This is a genomic window from Rhizobium sp. CFBP 13726 (assembly GCF_014841925.1).
GTDB classification, from domain to species: Bacteria; Pseudomonadota; Alphaproteobacteria; order Rhizobiales; family Rhizobiaceae; genus Neorhizobium; species Neorhizobium soli.
On record NZ_JACYUU010000001.1, the window covers coordinates 964,947 to 980,866 of the forward strand.

Here is a 15,920-nt window from a genome sequence, read left to right on the forward strand (position 1 = left end):
TGAATGGGGATGACGTGGGGGAGGCCGGGGGTGGGGCCAGGCCGCCCGCGCATGTTTATCGCTTGTAGGTCGGCGTGATGAATGGCAGCGCGGCCACCGTCATCGGCAGGTATTTTCCACGGACCTCGGCAAAGACCTGCGTACCCGCTGCTGCATGACTGACGGGGACGTAACCCATGGCAACCGGACCTTCGACCGTCGGGCCGAACGTACCAGAGGTGACTTCGCCAAGTTCCTGCAGCCCGTCCGCATCGGCAAACAGTTTCGCATGCGAACGCACCGGCGCCTTGCCTTCCGGCTTCAGGCCGACGCGGCGGCGGCTGGTACCGTCTGCCAGTTCGCCAAGGATGCGGTCAGCTCCCGGAAACCCGCCTTCGCGGTCACCGCCGGCCTTGCGGGCCTTCTGCAATGCCCATTCGAGCGATGCCTCGATCGGCGACGTCGTAGTGTCGATGTCGTTTCCATAAAGACACAGACCGGCTTCAAGCCGCAGGCTGTCACGGGCGCCGAGGCCGATGGCTTCGCAGTCTGGGTGCTCGAGCAATGCCTTGGCAACTGACACGGCATGGTCTTGCGGGATCGAGATCTCGAAACCGTCCTCGCCGGAATAACCGGAGCGCGAGATGATGCAGGGAACGTCGTGCAGCGGCACTTCGCGCACATCCATGAACTTCATCGAGGAGACGCCAGCCCAAAGCTCGGCCAGAACAGCTTCGGCGCGTGGCCCCTGGAGGGCGATCAGCGCGCGGTCGTCGAGCAGGGTGACCTCGCAGTCCGGAAGGTGCGCCTTCATGTGCGCAAGGTCGGCATCCTTGCAGGCGGCGTTGACGACGACGAGAAGATGATCGCCGCGATTGGTGATCATCAGGTCGTCGAGAATGCAGCCATTGTCGTCGGTGAAGAACCCGTAGCGCTGGCGGCCTTCCTTGAGCGACAGGATGTCGACCGGAACGAGCGTTTCCAGCGCAAGTGCTGCATCTGCATAGTCGCCGGACTTCGCTCTGACGATGACCTGACCCATGTGTGAGACATCGAACAGGCCTGCGGCGGCGCGCGTATGGAGGTGCTCCTTCATCACGCCGAGCGGATATTGCACCGGCATGTCGTAGCCCGCGAACGGCACCATCTTCGCGCCAAGCGAGAGATGCAGCGCGTTGAGCGGTGTGGTCTTGAGAACTGAGTGATCGTCCAAAAAGGCGCCTCCAGGTTTTGGGCGCTCGCTGCGTAAAATCAGCTCACACGCCGGCTCTGATCAGGGCGCGGTTACGCGCCTGTTTCGAGCCCCCTCTGTCCTTTTCGCCTGAGATTGTTATCCCTTCGGCGAGCCCCCGATGACGGTTGCTACTCTCCAGAGTTCCGGTTGGTCGCCCGTGGTCCTTTTGCCTGAGAGTTTCCGGGGCGGTTGCTCCTTCGGCACCGCATCGAAGCGGCTTCTCCCAACGGGTATGAGGTTCATTATCGAGGAGGCGACAGGTTTGACAAGGGGAGAATGTCGTCGTGACCAAGATATTTGTCGTACACCATAGGTTTAGGCATCGCGACTGAGTGCCGAGCTTCAAGCTTTCCGGACGTTCAGGAATCTGCTCTACCCGTCGTCTTGAAAGACGATGGGAGGCGTTGTCATGAAATTTCTTGCGACTCTGGCGCTGTTTGCAGCGACACTTGGTGCGGCGGCAGATCAATCCTATGCCCAGGCGGGCGATGCCGGTTCCGGAAGTGGTGGCATGCACATGCACGGATCGTCCGATCCGGCGGCCACATCGGGCGCCACAGTCAAAGTCGGTACGCTCGAGATTTCCGGCGGCTATGTTCGCGCCATGCTTCCCGGCCAGCCGGTCGGCGGTGGCTATCTCGTGATCCGCAACACGGGCAGCGAAGACGATAGACTCGTCTCTGCCTCATCGCCTCTGTCGCCTGCCGTGGAGATCCACGAAATGTCGATGCAGGGCCAGATCATGAAGATGCGCCGGCTCGAAGGCGGTATTGCGGTCCCAGCCGGCCAGACCGTCGAGTTGAAGCCCAGTGGACTGCATCTGATGTTCACCAAAGTCGCGACTCCTTTCAAGCAGGGCGACAGCGTGCCCCTGAAGCTGGCCTTCGAGAAATCCGGCAGTTTCGATCTCACGCTCCCGGTCCAGGGTTTCCGTCCCGGCAACCAGCATAACTGATCACGCGGGATGTGATCTCAGGCGTAATATCTCGTTTAGCTCCGCCATCTATTCTACCGATGGGTTGGCTTTGTGGGGACGAAGATCGTGGATATTTCCAGTGCACCGGAGCCGGACGCCGGCATTTACCGACGCCTCAGCACGCTTGCAGAAATCGACACGGTTGCCGACGCCTGGCGGGCCCTTGAAAGCCGGTGCGAAGACCGGCTGACCTATTTTCAGAGTTTCGATTGGTGCCGCGGCTGGGTCGCAGCCTTTGCCGGCAATGGCTCCGCGTTCGAATTCCGGATCGAGACTGTGTGGCGCAACGGCAGTCTCGTCGCAGTCTGGCCTTTGATGGTTCAGACCGTCAGCGGCATAAGGGTGTTGGAAAACCTCGGCGCACCCCACTCGCAATACTGCAATCTCCTGTGCGACGACGCCCATCTTGCCGGATTGCTGATGGGCAAGTTGCTCACCCGTATCGAGATGATGCCCGATTGTGATGTCGCGGTCTTTCACCCCGTTCCGCATCAATCCTCGCTGGGTCTCCTGCTTCGCTCACAGCCGACGATCCGAGGCTACGGCGGAAGCAGCGCCGTGCTCGATCTCACGCAGTTTGCGGGCTCGGACGCATACCGCTCGCACGGCGGCAAATTGAAGAAGCGCAATCGCAACCGTCGGCGCAACCACCTGGCGCGGCTCGGCGAACTCACCTTCGAGATGATCTGGCCCTCCGATCGAAGGTTTGCCGAATACGTTCGCGACTGTGCGGCGATGAAGCGGGTCTGGCTGCGCGAGACCGGGAGAAGCAGCAGCGGTTTTTCCTTCGATGGCCTGGACGATTTCCTGGCGAGCCTGACGGGTGATGCCGCGTTGCTAGAGGGTGCGTGCCTTTCGATCCTGCGGGCTGGCGATGCAACGGTGGCGATCGAGCTCGGCTTCGTGCGGGCAGGGCACTACTATGCCTATCTCGGAAGCTTCGACTGGAGCCTGCGGCATCTCTCCGCCGGCAAGGTGCAGATGGAAATGACCGTCTGCTGGCTGATCGACAACGGTATCAAGACCTACGATCTTCTCGGCGGCGATGGCGCCTACAAACAATCCTGGGCAAACCAGAAACTGGTGCTGAACGGCTATAGCCTGCCATTCTCGTGGAAAGGGCGCCTCTACGCGCAGGCTTGGCTTCCGGTCATCCGTCCATTCGCCAAGCGGATGTATTTCACGATACCCGAAAGCTGGCGCCGCTTCCTCAGCGGCATTCAGGGTGTCGGACTTCTTGTACTCGGGGTCTGAAGGTCACTCTTCCGTGTCACGATAGGCGGCTTCGGCCATGTGCAGCGATGCCTGCTGCTGCGGAGGCTGCTGGCCGGCATCGAGGAAATCGAGAGACAGGCTGGTCGCAAGGGTCATCGCCCCGGTGACCGTCGGATCGGTCGCACTCTGATCACGCGCAGAAGCGCGTTCGGCGACACGTTTGGCCTCACCAATTCTCGCTTTGACGGACAGTTGCGGCGGCGTTCGTAACGTCTCTATGGCGAGCGCTGCCATGCTTGCCGAAATTGTCGTCACCTGAACCATAGCAACCGCCTTCAACCCATTCGGCACATATGTAATATGCGTCGAGTTTGCCGCGATTTAACCGAAATCCCGGCATTTTAACGGTAGGCACGATTTAGGACTTTTCTGGATATCTCGATGATCAATATCATACTTGTCGCACTCGGCGGCGCATTCGGTTCCGTCGCCCGCTACCTCGTGGGCGTCTGGACGCTGCGCCGGTTCGGGCCGAACTTTCCCTGGGGAACGCTGACCGTCAACATCGTCGGCTGTTTCGCAATCGGTTTGCTAAGCGAGGTGATTGCCCGGCGCCTCAACGCCTCGCCTGAGATGCGTCTCCTGCTGGTGACTGGATTTCTCGGCGGCTTCACGACGTTTTCGGCCTTTTCGCTGGATGTCATCTCGCTGTTCGAGCGCGGCGCGACCGTGGCGGGGGCAAGTTATGTGATCGCAAGCGTTGGTGTGTCGCTGTGTGCGGTCTTTGCTGGGCTGGCGCTCGGGCGGGCAATGCTCTAAAGGGCAGGACTGATCACAGATAAGATGAAAGAGCTTTGATGGCAGGCATCGAGCATATCCGCGTCGAGGCGGACGAGGCAGGCATGCGCCTCGACCGTTGGTTCAAGATCCATTTCCCGGGTCTCGGCTTCGGCCCTCTACAGAAACTACTGCGCTCCGGGCAGGTGCGCATCGACGGTGGCCGTGTGAAAAGCGACACGCGCGTCGAGCCCGGCCAGATGGTCCGCATTCCCCCGATGGATACCGACGCGAAGAACAGCGGGCCGATCGCGGGCAAGGATCTGAAGCACGCCGGCGACTACGAGCTTCTGCAGCGGATGATGCTGCATGAAGACGACAAGGTCTTCGTACTGAACAAGCCCGCGGGTCTGGCTGTACAGGGCGGATCCGGCGTGACCCGCCATATCGACCAGATGATGGATGCCTTCACCAACAAGAGAGGCGAAAAACCGCGTCTCGTCCACCGGATCGACCGCGACACATCAGGCGTCCTGGTTGTTGCCCGAACCCGCGGCGCTGCACAGAAGCTGACCGCGGCATTCCGCGAGCGCGATACCAAAAAAACCTACTGGGCGCTGGTCAAGGGCGTTCCGCGCAAGCGCGAGGACAAGATCTCCAACTGGCTGGTCAAGGAACAGACGCCCGACGGCGACCGTATGCGGATCGCGAGACATGGCGAGGAGGGCGCCGATCACGCGGTCTCCTACTACCGCGTTCTGGAAACCGCCGCGCAGACGATGGCGTGGCTGGAGATGGAACCCTATACCGGCCGTACGCACCAGCTGCGCGTCCATGCGCTGCATCTCGGTCACCAGATCATCGGCGATCCGAAATATTTCGACGACGACCACAACTGGCCGTTCCCGGGCGGCATCCAGAAAAAGCTGCATCTGCACGCGCGCCACATCGACATCCCGCATCCGGATGGCGGTCGTCTGCGGGTTACGGCTCCGCTGCCGCCGCACATGGTGCAGTCCTGGAACCTTCTGGGCTTCGACATGGAGAACGGTCGGCGGGAGGACCAGGAATGAAGCTTGTCCTGTTCGATTGCGACGGCACGCTGGTCGACAGCGCCGAACTGATCCACGAGACGATGCTGCGCACCTTCCGTCACTTCGGCAAGGCTGAACCCACATTGGCGCAGACGAAGTCGATCATCGGCCTGACGCTCGACATCGCGATTGCCCGCATCGACGGCAAGCCGCATGCCGATGAAGAGGCCGTCGAGATGATGGCCTACTACAAGTCGCTCTTCTCCGTCGTCCGCCAGGATCTCGATTTCCGCGAACCTTTGTTCGAGGGAATAAAGGACCTGATCGACACGATCGGACCGCGAGACGACCTGTTGATCGGCGCTGTCACCGGCAAATCCCGTCGCGGCCTCGACATGATCATGAACACGCACGGCTATGCAGACCATTTCGCCGTCAGCCGCACGGCAGATGATTGCCCGTCCAAACCACATCCGGCGATGGTCACCGAATGCTGTGACGCCACTGGAATTCTGCCTGCCGACACTCTTGTCATCGGCGATGCGATCTACGACATGCAGATGGCAAAGGCGGCCGGTGCAACGGCAATCGGTGTTTCCTGGGGATACGCCTCGGTTGGCGAGCTTCAGAAGGCCGGAGCCGACCACATCGTCCATCATCCAAGCGAATTGCTGCCGTTGATCGGCTGAGGGTTTTCCATGCGCGACATACTATCCGACCCGAACGCCGGTTTGAGCCACGAAGACCCGACCCGGCGGGCACAGATCCAGATGCACAAGCCTCTGCCGAAGCGCTTCTACAAGGAAGTCTCGGTTGAGGCGGGCGAGGGTGACTTTGCTATCCTTCTCGACGGGCGGCCGGTGAAGACACCCGCCAAGAACGCCTTGAGAATGCCGACCACACGGGTTGCCGAACTCGTCCGTGACGAATGGGCATCGCAGGTGGATGTGATCGATCCGCGCACGATGCCGGTGACACGGCTCGTCAACACCGCGATCGACGGCATTGCCGCCGACCCGCAGGCCGTGTTCGAGGACATCCTTCGCTTCTCGTCGAGCGACATGCTGTGCTACCGCGCAGAAACACCTGCAAACCTTACGCTTCGTCAGGCCGAGCAGTGGGATCCGGTCCTGGACTGGGCCGCCAACGCGATCGGCGCTCGCTTCGAGGTGATCGAGGGCGTCATGCCCAAGGAGCAGCCTAAGGAAGCGATCGCCGCCCTTTCCGGGGTGTTGCGCAAATATGCGTCCCCGATCGAGCTTGCGTCTCTCCACACGGTGACATCGCTGACGGGCTCCGCAATCCTAGCGATTGCTTTCGCCGAAGGCGAACTCTCCGTCGATGACACATGGCGGCTTGCGCATCTGGAGGAAGACTGGGCAATCGAGCATTGGGGATCCGATGCCGAGGCCGAACATCGCCGCGCAAAGCGGTTCGAAGAGATGCAGGCCGCTGCTGCGGTTTTTGACGCAACCACAGGGCGGATTTAATCCTTCTCTAACCCTGTTGGGGGAAGATCGGTACAGTCTGCGTATCGAGTTTCCCCATGCGTTCCGGTGTCCTGCGCCTAGCCCTGATCTTGACCCTGACGCCATCGCTGATGGCGTTTCGCATGCCGTTGGAAGATGGTGTGCGCGACAAGCTTCTCTACGACGTCAGGGGAGCTTTCGTGACGGCACGGCCCGACGTGCCACAGGGCCTCGTCATTGCCACCGACATGCTGATCGATGAGGCTGTCCGCTCGACGATGCGGCCGAGCATGCTGCCGAGAACCATCATCTCCGTCCGGATCGACCGGGCAGCGCCCGTTCCCGTCGTCTTCGGTCGGCGGCTGGAGGCGAGGGTCACGGTTCAGGCCGTCTCCGTCTCGACAGGCGAACCGGTCGCAACCGGCTCGTTCGAAACATCGGTCTTTTTCTTCGGCAACAAGGATGCCGATGCAGCTCTTGCCAGAAAGATCGCCGACCGGGTGGCAAGCGAGTTCCGTCTGCGCAGCGGACATTCCGCAACCATCACATCTGCCCTGTTCGAGCCCTGATTCTTGACGAAATGCATTTGATTTCCGCAGGCAAACCGAGCTTAACTCGTTTGCTGCCGCGCAGCCGCGGCAATGCTACGAGAGGGATTTGACATGCAGTTTTTCAATAGTCTGGGACAATACCGTCCGCAGGCGCTCGCCGTGCTGCGGATCATTGCAGCCCTGCTCTTCATCGAGCACGGCACTATGAAGTTGTTCGGTTTTCCGGCACCGATGGGCGACGGTGCTTTGCCGCCGCTTCTGCTGATTGCAGCGCTGCTTGAAGTGGTCGGCGGCGCCTTGCTGGTTGTCGGCTTCATGACCCGCCCGGTCGCGTTTCTCCTGTCCGGCCAGATGGCCGTCGCCTATTTCATGGCGCATGCCAGCAAGGGCTTCTGGCCGGCGCTGAACGGCGGCGAAGGCGCCATCCTGTTCTGCTTCATTTTCCTGTATCTCGTCTTCTCCGGCCCCGGTGCCTGGGCAGTCGACAAGAATTGAGATTTTACGCCCGCGAGCGATTGCGCGCGGGCGTCCTGATTCTCGAACGGGAGACTAGGCCAGACGCTCGGCGTGCCAGCGCAGATGGTCGTCCATGAATGTCGAGATGAAGAAGTAGGAATGGTCGTAGCGCTCATGCATCCTGAGCGTCAGAGCAATGTCCTTGCCCTCGATTGCCTGTTCGAACAGCCATGGCCGCAGGCCGCTATCGAGGAAGTTGTCGGCGTTGCCTTGATCGATCAGGAATTCCGGAAAATGCGCCCCGTCCTTCACCAGCGCGCAGGCGTCGTATGGCCGCCACGTTGACCGATCGGCACCGAGATATTTTTCGAGTGCCGGCGCAGACCAGTCGGCGGTTGTCGGCTCGACTATGGGCGCAAAGGCCGAGCAGCTCTTGAACCGGTCGGGGTTTTTGAGAGCAATCGTCATGGCGCCGTGACCCCCCATGGAGTGGCCGAAAATTCCCTGACGGCTCATGTCGACGCGGAATTGTTCGCCGATGAGGGCGGGCAGTTCCTGCGTGATGTAGGTGTACATCTGGTAGTTCTCGGCCCAGGGCTGCTGAGTCGCATCGAGATAAAATCCGGCACCCTTGCCCATCTGCCAGTTGGTCGCCTCATCCGCGACGTCGTCTCCGCGCGGGCTTGTGTCGGGGCAGACGATGACGAGACCGAGCTCTGCAGCCAGCCGGCGATACTCGCCCTTGTCCATCACGTTCTGATGGGTGCAGGTGAGACCCGACAGATACCAGAGAACCGGGCACGGCTGCGACACCGCCTGCGGCGGCACGAACACGGCAAAGGTCATATCGCATTTGCAGGCATCCGAGGGATGCGAATAGACGCCCTGCATGCCGCCAAATGCGGTGTTCTGTGAGATGATCTTCATCGGTCATGTTCCTCGATGTTGGGACTTCAGCCGGCCAGCGAAACGACGGCATTGACCGCAGCGGCTACCAGCACCGTGTTGAAAAAGAAAGACACGACCGAGTGGAGGAGATTGATCCTGCGCATGTCGGTCGCCGTGATCGCGACATCGGACGTCTGGGCGGTCATGCCGATGATATAGCCGAAATAGAGAAACTCCCAGCCGCCCGGACGATCGGTTCCGGGAAAGTCGAGGCCGCCAACCGGGCCTTCGACCTTGTCGTCGCCGGGGCGCCAGTAAAGGTGGGCGTAGTGTAGGGCAAACATCATGTGCAGCGAAAACCAGCCGAGAATGACGGCGGCGAAGCCGACCATCACATCCAACGCACCTGACGTCTGCTTGTCGTTCATCGCTTCAAACAGCGTCACCAACGAAATCGCCGCCGCTGCGAGCGTGACGGCCAGGATAAGCGGTGCCGGTTCGTCGGTGTTCTGGCCGCTTTTCTCGAAGCGGTCGGCGTCCAGATGCGGGATTCGGAATGCCATCAATCCAAGATAGACGACGAAAAAGATGATCGCCGTCAGCGCCGCGGCAAGCTCCGGCAGCTGCCAGATCAGCACAGGCAACGCGACGACTGCGACGATCGCCGACGCGAAGAAGGGTCCATGCCGGCGGCGGCGCCAGTGCCACAGCGATGCCTTGCCCTGTTGTGTCGACATCCGCCCTCCCGTACCGACTTGATAGCGCGGTCTAGCCGTTTGATTTGGCGCGCCGGCAGAGCCTGTCCAGCGTCTCCAGGAATTTGGATCGGTCGCGTGGCGAGAAGGCTGCGTTATAGCCCTTGCTTTCGCCCGTCTCGCGCAGATGCTGGCCAAGATCGCGCATGGCGCTCGCCATGCCGATATTGGTCTCGTCGAACACGCGCCCGGTCGGTCCCGTGACAAAGGCACCGGCGGCCACACAACGCACGGCAAGCGGCACGTCGGCCGTAATGACGATGTCGGCAGGGCCGGCGCGCTCGGCAATCCAGTCGTCGGCGGCGTCGAAACCGGCCGAGACGATGACGTTCTTCACCATCGGATCGCGGGACGGACGCAAGCCGGAATTGGCAACAAACGTCACCTCAAACGCGTGACGCTCAGCGACTTTAAGGATTTCCGCCTTCACGGGGCAGGCATCAGCATCGACATAGATCAAGGCTTTGCCCTCAGCATGTCCACATGCGGAATACCGTCCTCCAGATATTCCTCTGATATCGGCGAGAAGCCGAACGAGGCGTAGAATTTCTGAAGATGCGCCTGCGCGGAAATCTCGATCGTTTCTCCGGGATAGGCCTGTTCGCAGACGGTGATCGCTTCGCGCATCAGCGCTTCGCCCAGCCGCTTGCCCCGATGATCCGGCGAGACGGCAACGCGCCCGATACGCGGATTGTCTGAGGGCTCTGGCCGCCAGATGCGGGCGCAGGCGAGCAGATCGCTGCCATCGAGAAGACGCAGATGCAGACAGGCCGTATCGTTGCCGTCGAGTTCCGGATAGGGGCAGGTCTGCTCGACGACGAACACGTCCACGCGCATTTTCATCATGGCATAAAGGTCGAGTGCGGAGAACTCTTCGAGTCTCCGCACGTCGGTCGTGTAGGACGGCCCGGTGGTCAATAGACCACCACGCCACGGATGCTTTCGCCCGAATGCATCAGCTCGAAACCCTTGTTGATGTCTTCGAGCGGCATTGTGTGGGTGATCATCGGATCGATCTGGATCTTGCCTTCCATGTACCAGTCGACGATCTTCGGCACGTCGGTGCGTCCACGGGCGCCGCCGAAAGCCGTGCCCATCCAGTTGCGGCCGGTGACCAGCTGGAACGGACGGGTCGAGATCTCCTGACCGGCGCCGGCAACGCCGATGATGACCGACTTGCCCCAGCCGCGGTGTGACGATTCGAGCGCCTGGCGCATGACCTTGGTATTGCCGGTGCAATCGAACGTGTAGTCGGCGCCGCCGATCAGATCGCCGTTGCGCTTGGTCATGTTGACGAGATAGGGCACGATATCTTCGCCGACCTCTTTCGGGTTGACGAAATGCGTCATGCCGAACTTCTCGCCCCATTCCTTGCGGTCGGGATTGATGTCGACGCCGATGATCATGTCGGCACCGGCAAGCCTCAGGCCCTGAAGGACGTTAAGGCCGATGCCGCCGAGACCGAAGACGATCGCGGTCGAACCGATTTCAACCTTGGCCGTATTGATGACGGCGCCGATGCCCGTCGTGACGCCGCAGCCGATGTAGCAGATCTTGTCGAAAGGCGCGTCGCGATTGACCTTGGCAACGGCAATCTCGGGCAGAACGGTGAAGTTCGAGAATGTCGAACAACCCATATAGTGGTGGATCTTGTCCTTGCCGATCGAAAACCGGCTGGTGCCGTCAGGCATCACGCCCTGGCCCTGCGTGGTGCGGATCGAGGTGCAAAGGTTGGTCTTGCGCGATGTGCAGGAATAGCACTCGCGGCATTCCGGCGTGTAGAGCGGAATGACGTGGTCGCCCTTCTTGACCGAGGTGACGCCCGGTCCGACATCAACGACGATGCCGGCGCCCTCATGGCCGAGAATGGCAGGGAAGAGGCCTTCCGGATCGGCGCCCGACAGGGTGAAATCGTCGGTGTGGCAGATGCCGGTCGCCTTGATCTCGATCAGCACTTCGCCGGCGCGAGGGCCTTCCAGCTGTACGGTCATCACTTCGAGCGGTTTGCCAGCCTGAACGGCAACGGCGGCGCGGACATCCATGGTGTCACTCCATTTTATCTATAAGATTCTGCCGGGACTTTTGCACGGCAAGTGGTCCGGGCTCAAGCCGGAAGACGGTATGAATAGTCGCAATCGGGTGATCGGTCAGAGCTCGATGATCGGCGCCTGCGGAGAGGCGCTGCGCGGCACCAACCCCGTCAGCCGGACATCATCGACGACTTCGACCATCATCTTGAAGGGTTTGAAGCCGGAGCGCTGGTAGAATGGCAGCGCCTGCGCCGAATCGAGATGGCAGGTGTGAACCCACAAGCGGGAGATCCGCCGCGACCACGCCTTTTCGATTGCAGCGTTCATCAGAAACCGGCCGGCTCCCTTGCCGATTGTACCGGCGGCAAGACCGAAATAGCCGATCTCACATTCGCCTTCCTTGCGAAAATCGAGTTCCAGAAGCCCAACCGCGCGATCGCCATCCATTAGGGCATGAACTTCGATCAGTGGGTCTTGAAGGATAGCGGAAAGCTCGCTGTCATCCATGATGAGGCGCGAAGTCCACATCCAGTGTTCGCCGACTGATCTGTAGAGCGCGCGATAATCCGCGATCGACGGCGACGGCCAGTGCTCGACGGTGAGCGATCCTGAAGGAGGATTGGAACCGGGTTCCGGTCGTTCCTGCATCTCCAGACAGGTCACCACGGTGGCGATCATTCCCGGCGGAACATTGGAATATCCGCTCAAAATCATGGGATTGTCAGGGGACATCGGGTCTTGGCTCATAAGGTCTTTTCACGATGTTTGATGGTTGTTGTCAACGAAGATCACGCAGGTACGAGCTGTTTCGACTGCGCGTGTTCGCGCCAGATGATGAACAGCCCCGATGCCACGATGATGAGGATGCCGAACCATTTCGATGCCGTCGGAAAGTCACCGAACAGCGCATAGCCAAGGACGGTCGCCGAGATGATCTCGAAATACTGGAAGGGCGCGAGCAGCGACAGGGGTGCCATCCTGAACGCCTTGACGACCAGGAGGTGCATGTATCCCGAGATCGAACCCAGGACGACCAGCAGCAGCAACCCGAGCGCGGAGGCGGGCAGGGACGGCTCGAAGTCCGCCACGCCGAAACTGCTTCCAGCAGTCATCGCGAGGCCCATGAAGACGGTGCCGCCGAGGCCTGCGATGGTTTGCATCACCAGCGGCGAATCACTCTCACCAATGGCGCGGTTGAGAAACAGATAGAGCGTGAAGAGAAAGGCGCAGGCGACCGGCAGAAGCGCCGTCCAGCCGAATATCGAATAGCTCGGCTGGATCACGATCATCGCACCGCCGAATCCGACGACGATAGCAAGCCAGCGCCGCCAGCCGACCCTCTCTCCGAGAAAGATGGCAGACATCATCGTCAGCATGAACGGTTCGACGAAGTAGATCGCGAACACGTCGGCAAGCGGCATATATTTAACGGCTGCGAAAAACATCAGGCTTGCCGACGCATGCAACGTGCCGCGCAACAGGTTCATCCACGGGCGATTCGCATGGATGAGCGACCTGGTGGAAAGCAGTGCCAGCGGCAGCAGGCTCAGGAACTGGAACAGGAACCGATAGAAAGTGACCTGTCCGGGCGACATGTGCTCGAAATTCGCCATGTATTTGGCGATGGCATCCATGACAGGCAGAATGGCCATACACGAGGCCATGATCGCCATGCCCTTGAGCGGGTTTTCGGAAGTCTTTGGGGGCATCGGCCTGCGCTTTCAATTGAACCTGAGTTCAAACACAGGCTGACCTTGTCGGCAAGCCGCAGGTGCGGGCACATCAGCAACGCTTGGTGCTGCAAGCACCGGAAAACATATCCGATGCTCAGATACAGAGGTCGCGGTATCTTAGGCCGCGAGTTCCGTGGTCTCGCCGTGTTCGATGAGAAGGCGCGGGGAGGTCATGTCGCCGGTCTCTTCGTCCACCATTACCGAATAGGCAGCGACTCCGATGACGCGCACCGACATGGCCGTCGCGATCTTCTCGGCGGAGGCCGCGTTCGAGGCTTGGCGCATTTCACCGGGGACGACGTGGCCGCGGTTCTTCTTGAATTGGAGAACGATGAATTTTTCTGCGGTTGCCATGTTACGCTCCTGTGTTGTTCTGTTTATGTTCCATAAGGAGCAAGAAGTCAATTCGTTTGTGAAGATGTGAATTGGGTGACATGACGAGGCTTGAAACGTCGCTTGACGCCAGAAACGAAAAAACCCGGCCGAAGCCGGGTTCTTTTGGTGCGGTCGAGAAGACTCGAACTTCCACGGGTTGCCCCACAGCGACCTCAACGCTGCGCGTCTACCAATTCCGCCACGACCGCATCCGTGGTAGAGCCGAATTGCTCCGGCGAGCGAGCATGTAGCAAAAGGATTTGGGGTGCACAAGTGCGTCGTGACAGATTTTTGAAGGATTTAAACGGGTTGGGGATAACCTTATATAAAGTCCCGGAAAACAAGGCTCTTGCCGCCCTTGTTCGCTTTTGACAGAAGACTGGCCATGCTGACACGCACCGATCTCAATCTCTCCATGCTGCCGCAAGCCGACTGTCCGCCCGTAAGATGGCGGGTTTCGGACGAACTCGTGCCTTACGACGTGGCGATCGCCACGATGGAGGCGGAGGTGGCAGCCATTGCCGACGGCCATGCCGACGAACTCGTCTGGCTGCTGGAGCATCCGCCGCTTTATACAGCGGGTACCAGCGCCCAGTCGGCCGACCTCATCGAGCCGGATCGGTTTCCCGTCTTTGCGACGGGTCGCGGCGGAGAATACACCTATCATGGCCCGGGCCAGCGCGTTGCCTATGTTATGCTGGACCTGAAGCGCCGGCGTCAGGACGTTCGAGCCTATGTGGCGGGCCTCGAGGAGCTGGTCATTCAGACGCTCGACATGATGAACGTTCGCGGCGAGCGGCGCGAGGATCGTGTTGGCGTATGGGTGAAGCGGCCGGACAAGCCCACCATGTTTGATGGGTCTGTCACCGAGGACAAAATCGCCGCACTGGGTATTCGCCTGCGCCGCTGGGTGAGCTTTCACGGTCTGTCGCTCAACGTCGAGCCCGACCTGTCGCATTTCTCCGGCATCGTGCCTTGCGGTATAACTGGATATGGTGTGACCAGCCTGATGGATCTCGGCCTGCCGGTCATGATGACGGATGTCGATATCCGGCTTCGTGAGGCGTTCGAGCAGATCTTCGGCCCGACTGTGAACGAACGAGAACAGGTCACCTCACGGTGACCTGTGCAATCGTCTGATCGTTGGAGGCGACGGTCATAACGACCGGCTTGCGAGTCTTAGTCCTCGTCGGGCATACGTCCATCGACGCCGCCAGCGCGCAAGTTGTTGACGACGGATTTCACGCCGGAAATGCTTTTTACCTTGGCAGCGATGATGCGCACGGCAGATGCCTCGTCGACCAGGCCTTCGAGCGTGACCTCTCCGTCATCGACATGCACGTCGATGGCATCCATCATGGCGATATCGAGCGATTCGATCGCGTCCGTGATGCGCTCTTCAAGATCGTCTGATTCTTCGACCCCGATCGTTGCGGGCGTATCGCTGTCGACAAGCCGTTCCTGCTGCCCGTCGGCCTCGATGCCTTCTACCTGGTAGCCTTCGTTACGATCGCTTTCGAAGTTCGCAGCAGGCTCGCCATAGGCGGCGTTGCCGACCGGACGCGCACCGGCACCGGCTGCATCGTCATAAGGCCAGCCTTCGTCGATGTTGCGGTCGTCGTAATCGCGGAAATCTTCTTCGCGGGAAATATCGTCGGGCTTGCGGGTGGCGGGCATTGTGGTTCCTTCCGTAAGGTTCGTCAGTCGGTAGAGGGTTGCCTCGATAACCGTCAGGAACAGCCTTGGTTCCTCTACCGACCTTTTTCCCACTTGCGGACCAACCGGTCGCGTTTCAACCTCGATAGACGCTTCAGCCAGAAGACGCCGTCCAGCTGGTCGATCTCATGTTGCATGCAGACGGAGTAAAAGCCCGTGGCGTCCTCTTCTGCGTGCGTCCCGTCCAGGCGCTGATAGCGGAACCGGATCATGGCGGGACGCTCGACCTCTTCGGTCGCACCTGGCATGGATACGCTTCCCTCGGTGTAGCGCATGGGCTGTTCACCGAACGAAAGGATTACCGGGTTGGCATAAAAGCGCGGACCGTCTTTCGCCGACAGTTCGAGCACGACAAGCCGGATGTGAACCCCGACATGCGCGGCGGTGATTCCGACGCCCGGTGCAGCCCGCATGGTGGCGAGCAGATCCTGCGCGAACGTCTCGAGTGCTGCGTCGAACACGGTAATCGGCTGACACGGCTTTGACAGGCCGGGATCCGGATATCGCAATATCGTCAGGGGTGCCATTCGTTATCCTTCCTCGTCTCTCAAGCGTTCCCATTGGCATGGCGAGAACCGTTTCGCCACAGATGTTTGACCATTGCGCACTGGACCATCCCGACCATTTGCTCTAGCTGGAATGAAGCGGCAAACGCGTTCGATCTAAGACGGTTATCTGGTTGTTGAAAATCAGTTTCTGCCGTTATCTTCAACCTGCGAGATGCGGATAGCG

General features: G+C 60.2%; 21 protein-coding genes, 1 tRNA gene and 2 riboswitches. Of the genes, 9 read left to right on the forward strand and 13 right to left on the reverse strand.

The features are described 5' to 3' along the window. Positions 1–55: 55 nt before the first annotated feature. On the reverse strand, positions 56–1,192 hold the full coding sequence (gene gcvT / locus IFT66_RS04760; RefSeq protein ID WP_192076877.1) for a glycine cleavage system aminomethyltransferase GcvT: 1,137 nt from the start codon (positions 1,190–1,192) through the stop codon (positions 56–58). Between the two features lie 85 nt (positions 1,193–1,277). Continuing rightward, positions 1,278–1,362: riboswitch (glycine riboswitch) on the reverse strand. Continuing rightward, a riboswitch (glycine riboswitch) is annotated at positions 1,363–1,449 on the reverse strand. A 173-nt stretch (positions 1,450–1,622) separates the two neighbouring features. Here gcvT and IFT66_RS04765 point away from each other — a divergent pair. Together IFT66_RS04765 and IFT66_RS23455 are read left to right on the forward strand one after the other, a co-directional pair. After that, positions 1,623–2,168, forward strand: a complete 546-nt coding sequence (locus IFT66_RS04765; protein ID WP_192076878.1) for a copper chaperone PCu(A)C — start codon at positions 1,623–1,625, stop codon at positions 2,166–2,168. An 87-nt stretch (positions 2,169–2,255) separates the two neighbouring features. Next, positions 2,256–3,443, forward strand: a complete 1,188-nt coding sequence (locus IFT66_RS23455; protein WP_192076879.1) for a GNAT family N-acetyltransferase — start codon at positions 2,256–2,258, stop codon at positions 3,441–3,443. A 3-nt stretch (positions 3,444–3,446) separates the two neighbouring features. Here IFT66_RS23455 and IFT66_RS04775 read toward each other — a convergent pair whose 3' ends face one another. Then, positions 3,447–3,728: a hypothetical protein gene (locus tag IFT66_RS04775; protein ID WP_192076880.1), complete on the reverse strand. Its 282-nt coding sequence runs from the start codon at positions 3,726–3,728 to the stop codon at positions 3,447–3,449. A gap of 117 nt (positions 3,729–3,845) precedes the next feature. Between IFT66_RS04775 and crcB the strand changes: the two genes are divergently transcribed. The 6 genes from crcB (at position 3,846) to IFT66_RS04805 (ending at position 7,730) form a co-directional block, all read left to right on the forward strand. After that, positions 3,846–4,223, forward strand: a complete 378-nt coding sequence (crcB, locus tag IFT66_RS04780; protein WP_062457064.1) for a fluoride efflux transporter CrcB — start codon at positions 3,846–3,848, stop codon at positions 4,221–4,223. Between the two features lie 38 nt (positions 4,224–4,261). Then, on the forward strand, positions 4,262–5,254 hold the full coding sequence (locus tag IFT66_RS04785) for an RluA family pseudouridine synthase (protein WP_062457061.1): 993 nt from the start codon (positions 4,262–4,264) through the stop codon (positions 5,252–5,254). Further along, on the forward strand, positions 5,251–5,904 hold the full coding sequence (locus IFT66_RS04790; RefSeq protein WP_192076881.1) for an HAD-IA family hydrolase: 654 nt from the start codon (positions 5,251–5,253) through the stop codon (positions 5,902–5,904). Before IFT66_RS04785 ends, IFT66_RS04790 begins: the two co-directional genes overlap by 4 nt. A gap of 9 nt (positions 5,905–5,913) precedes the next feature. Next, entirely contained in the window at positions 5,914–6,705 is a 792-nt protein-coding gene (locus tag IFT66_RS04795; protein ID WP_174196678.1) for an ATP12 family chaperone protein, read from the forward strand. Positions 6,706–6,761: 56 nt separating this feature from the next. After that, the gene (locus tag IFT66_RS04800; RefSeq protein WP_192076882.1) at positions 6,762–7,253 is read left to right on the forward strand and encodes a hypothetical protein; all 492 of its coding nucleotides are present in this window, start codon (positions 6,762–6,764) and stop codon (positions 7,251–7,253) included. Positions 7,254–7,346: 93 nt separating this feature from the next. Further along, positions 7,347–7,730, forward strand: coding sequence for a DoxX family protein (locus IFT66_RS04805; protein WP_062457045.1), 384 nt, complete (start codon positions 7,347–7,349; stop codon positions 7,728–7,730). Positions 7,731–7,784: 54 nt separating this feature from the next. Here the strand turns inward: IFT66_RS04805 and fghA are convergent, their stop codons facing one another. The 9 genes from fghA to IFT66_RS04850 form a co-directional block, all read right to left on the reverse strand. Further along, on the reverse strand, positions 7,785–8,618 hold the full coding sequence (gene fghA, locus IFT66_RS04810) for an S-formylglutathione hydrolase (protein WP_062457042.1): 834 nt from the start codon (positions 8,616–8,618) through the stop codon (positions 7,785–7,787). A gap of 26 nt (positions 8,619–8,644) precedes the next feature. Next, a complete protein-coding gene (locus IFT66_RS04815) occupies positions 8,645–9,316 on the reverse strand; it encodes a DUF1345 domain-containing protein (protein ID WP_192076883.1) in 672 nt (223 codons plus the stop codon). Positions 9,317–9,347: 31 nt separating this feature from the next. Beyond that, entirely contained in the window at positions 9,348–9,794 is a 447-nt protein-coding gene (locus IFT66_RS04820) for a YaiI/YqxD family protein (protein WP_062457036.1), read from the reverse strand. Beyond that, the gene (locus tag IFT66_RS04825; RefSeq protein ID WP_249406340.1) at positions 9,791–10,252 is read right to left on the reverse strand and encodes a GNAT family N-acetyltransferase; all 462 of its coding nucleotides are present in this window, start codon (positions 10,250–10,252) and stop codon (positions 9,791–9,793) included. Before IFT66_RS04825 ends, IFT66_RS04820 begins: the two co-directional genes overlap by 4 nt. Beyond that, positions 10,249–11,376 (reverse strand): S-(hydroxymethyl)glutathione dehydrogenase/class III alcohol dehydrogenase, encoded by a 1,128-nt coding sequence (locus IFT66_RS04830; RefSeq protein ID WP_184655013.1) that lies wholly within the window; start codon positions 11,374–11,376, stop codon positions 10,249–10,251. The genes IFT66_RS04825 and IFT66_RS04830 overlap by 4 nt, the downstream gene beginning before the upstream one ends. 105 nt (positions 11,377–11,481) lie before the next feature. After that, positions 11,482–12,078: a GNAT family N-acetyltransferase gene (locus IFT66_RS04835; RefSeq protein WP_249406341.1), complete on the reverse strand. Its 597-nt coding sequence runs from the start codon at positions 12,076–12,078 to the stop codon at positions 11,482–11,484. 74 nt (positions 12,079–12,152) lie between these two features. Next, on the reverse strand, positions 12,153–13,073 hold the full coding sequence (locus tag IFT66_RS04840; protein ID WP_192076885.1) for a DMT family transporter: 921 nt from the start codon (positions 13,071–13,073) through the stop codon (positions 12,153–12,155). Between the two features lie 141 nt (positions 13,074–13,214). Further along, complete coding sequence (locus IFT66_RS04845) at positions 13,215–13,451, reverse strand: hypothetical protein (RefSeq protein ID WP_062580664.1); 237 nt, start codon at positions 13,449–13,451, stop codon at positions 13,215–13,217. A 145-nt stretch (positions 13,452–13,596) separates the two neighbouring features. Beyond that, positions 13,597–13,681, reverse strand: a tRNA-Leu gene (locus IFT66_RS04850). A gap of 176 nt (positions 13,682–13,857) precedes the next feature. Here IFT66_RS04850 and lipB point away from each other — a divergent pair. Next, entirely contained in the window at positions 13,858–14,595 is a 738-nt protein-coding gene (lipB, locus tag IFT66_RS04855) for a lipoyl(octanoyl) transferase LipB (RefSeq protein ID WP_192076886.1), read from the forward strand. A 56-nt stretch (positions 14,596–14,651) separates the two neighbouring features. Here the strand turns inward: lipB and IFT66_RS04860 are convergent, their stop codons facing one another. Continuing rightward, a complete protein-coding gene (locus IFT66_RS04860; RefSeq protein ID WP_092662308.1) occupies positions 14,652–15,149 on the reverse strand; it encodes a BON domain-containing protein in 498 nt (165 codons plus the stop codon). 74 nt (positions 15,150–15,223) lie between these two features. Further along, a complete protein-coding gene (locus IFT66_RS04865) occupies positions 15,224–15,715 on the reverse strand; it encodes a peptide deformylase (RefSeq protein WP_192076887.1) in 492 nt (163 codons plus the stop codon). Positions 15,716–15,920: the final 205 nt, after the last annotated feature.

Bases quoted from the DNA above. Each gene is read 5' to 3' on its own strand.
- IFT66_RS04765 (WP_192076878.1), top strand. From the start codon at position 1,623: ATGAAATTTCTTGCGACTCTGGCGCTGTTTGCAGCGACACTTGGTGCG.
- IFT66_RS04775 (WP_192076880.1), bottom strand. From the start codon at position 3,728: ATGGTTCAGGTGACGACAATTTCGGCAAGCATGGCAGCGCTCGCCATA.
- crcB (WP_062457064.1), top strand. From the start codon at position 3,846: ATGATCAATATCATACTTGTCGCACTCGGCGGCGCATTCGGTTCCGTC.
- IFT66_RS04785 (WP_062457061.1), top strand. From the start codon at position 4,262: ATGGCAGGCATCGAGCATATCCGCGTCGAGGCGGACGAGGCAGGCATG.
- IFT66_RS04790 (WP_192076881.1), top strand. From the start codon at position 5,251: ATGAAGCTTGTCCTGTTCGATTGCGACGGCACGCTGGTCGACAGCGCC.
- IFT66_RS04795 (WP_174196678.1), top strand. From the start codon at position 5,914: ATGCGCGACATACTATCCGACCCGAACGCCGGTTTGAGCCACGAAGAC.
- IFT66_RS04800 (WP_192076882.1), top strand. From the start codon at position 6,762: ATGCGTTCCGGTGTCCTGCGCCTAGCCCTGATCTTGACCCTGACGCCA.
- IFT66_RS04805 (WP_062457045.1), top strand. From the start codon at position 7,347: ATGCAGTTTTTCAATAGTCTGGGACAATACCGTCCGCAGGCGCTCGCC.
- fghA (WP_062457042.1), bottom strand. From the start codon at position 8,618: ATGAAGATCATCTCACAGAACACCGCATTTGGCGGCATGCAGGGCGTC.
- IFT66_RS04815 (WP_192076883.1), bottom strand. From the start codon at position 9,316: ATGTCGACACAACAGGGCAAGGCATCGCTGTGGCACTGGCGCCGCCGC.
- IFT66_RS04830 (WP_184655013.1), bottom strand. From the start codon at position 11,376: ATGGATGTCCGCGCCGCCGTTGCCGTTCAGGCTGGCAAACCGCTCGAA.
- IFT66_RS04835 (WP_249406341.1), bottom strand. From the start codon at position 12,078: ATGATTTTGAGCGGATATTCCAATGTTCCGCCGGGAATGATCGCCACC.
- IFT66_RS04840 (WP_192076885.1), bottom strand. From the start codon at position 13,073: ATGCCCCCAAAGACTTCCGAAAACCCGCTCAAGGGCATGGCGATCATG.
- IFT66_RS04845 (WP_062580664.1), bottom strand. From the start codon at position 13,451: ATGGCAACCGCAGAAAAATTCATCGTTCTCCAATTCAAGAAGAACCGC.
- lipB (WP_192076886.1), top strand. From the start codon at position 13,858: ATGCTGACACGCACCGATCTCAATCTCTCCATGCTGCCGCAAGCCGAC.
- IFT66_RS04860 (WP_092662308.1), bottom strand. From the start codon at position 15,149: ATGCCCGCCACCCGCAAGCCCGACGATATTTCCCGCGAAGAAGATTTC.
- IFT66_RS04865 (WP_192076887.1), bottom strand. From the start codon at position 15,715: ATGGCACCCCTGACGATATTGCGATATCCGGATCCCGGCCTGTCAAAG.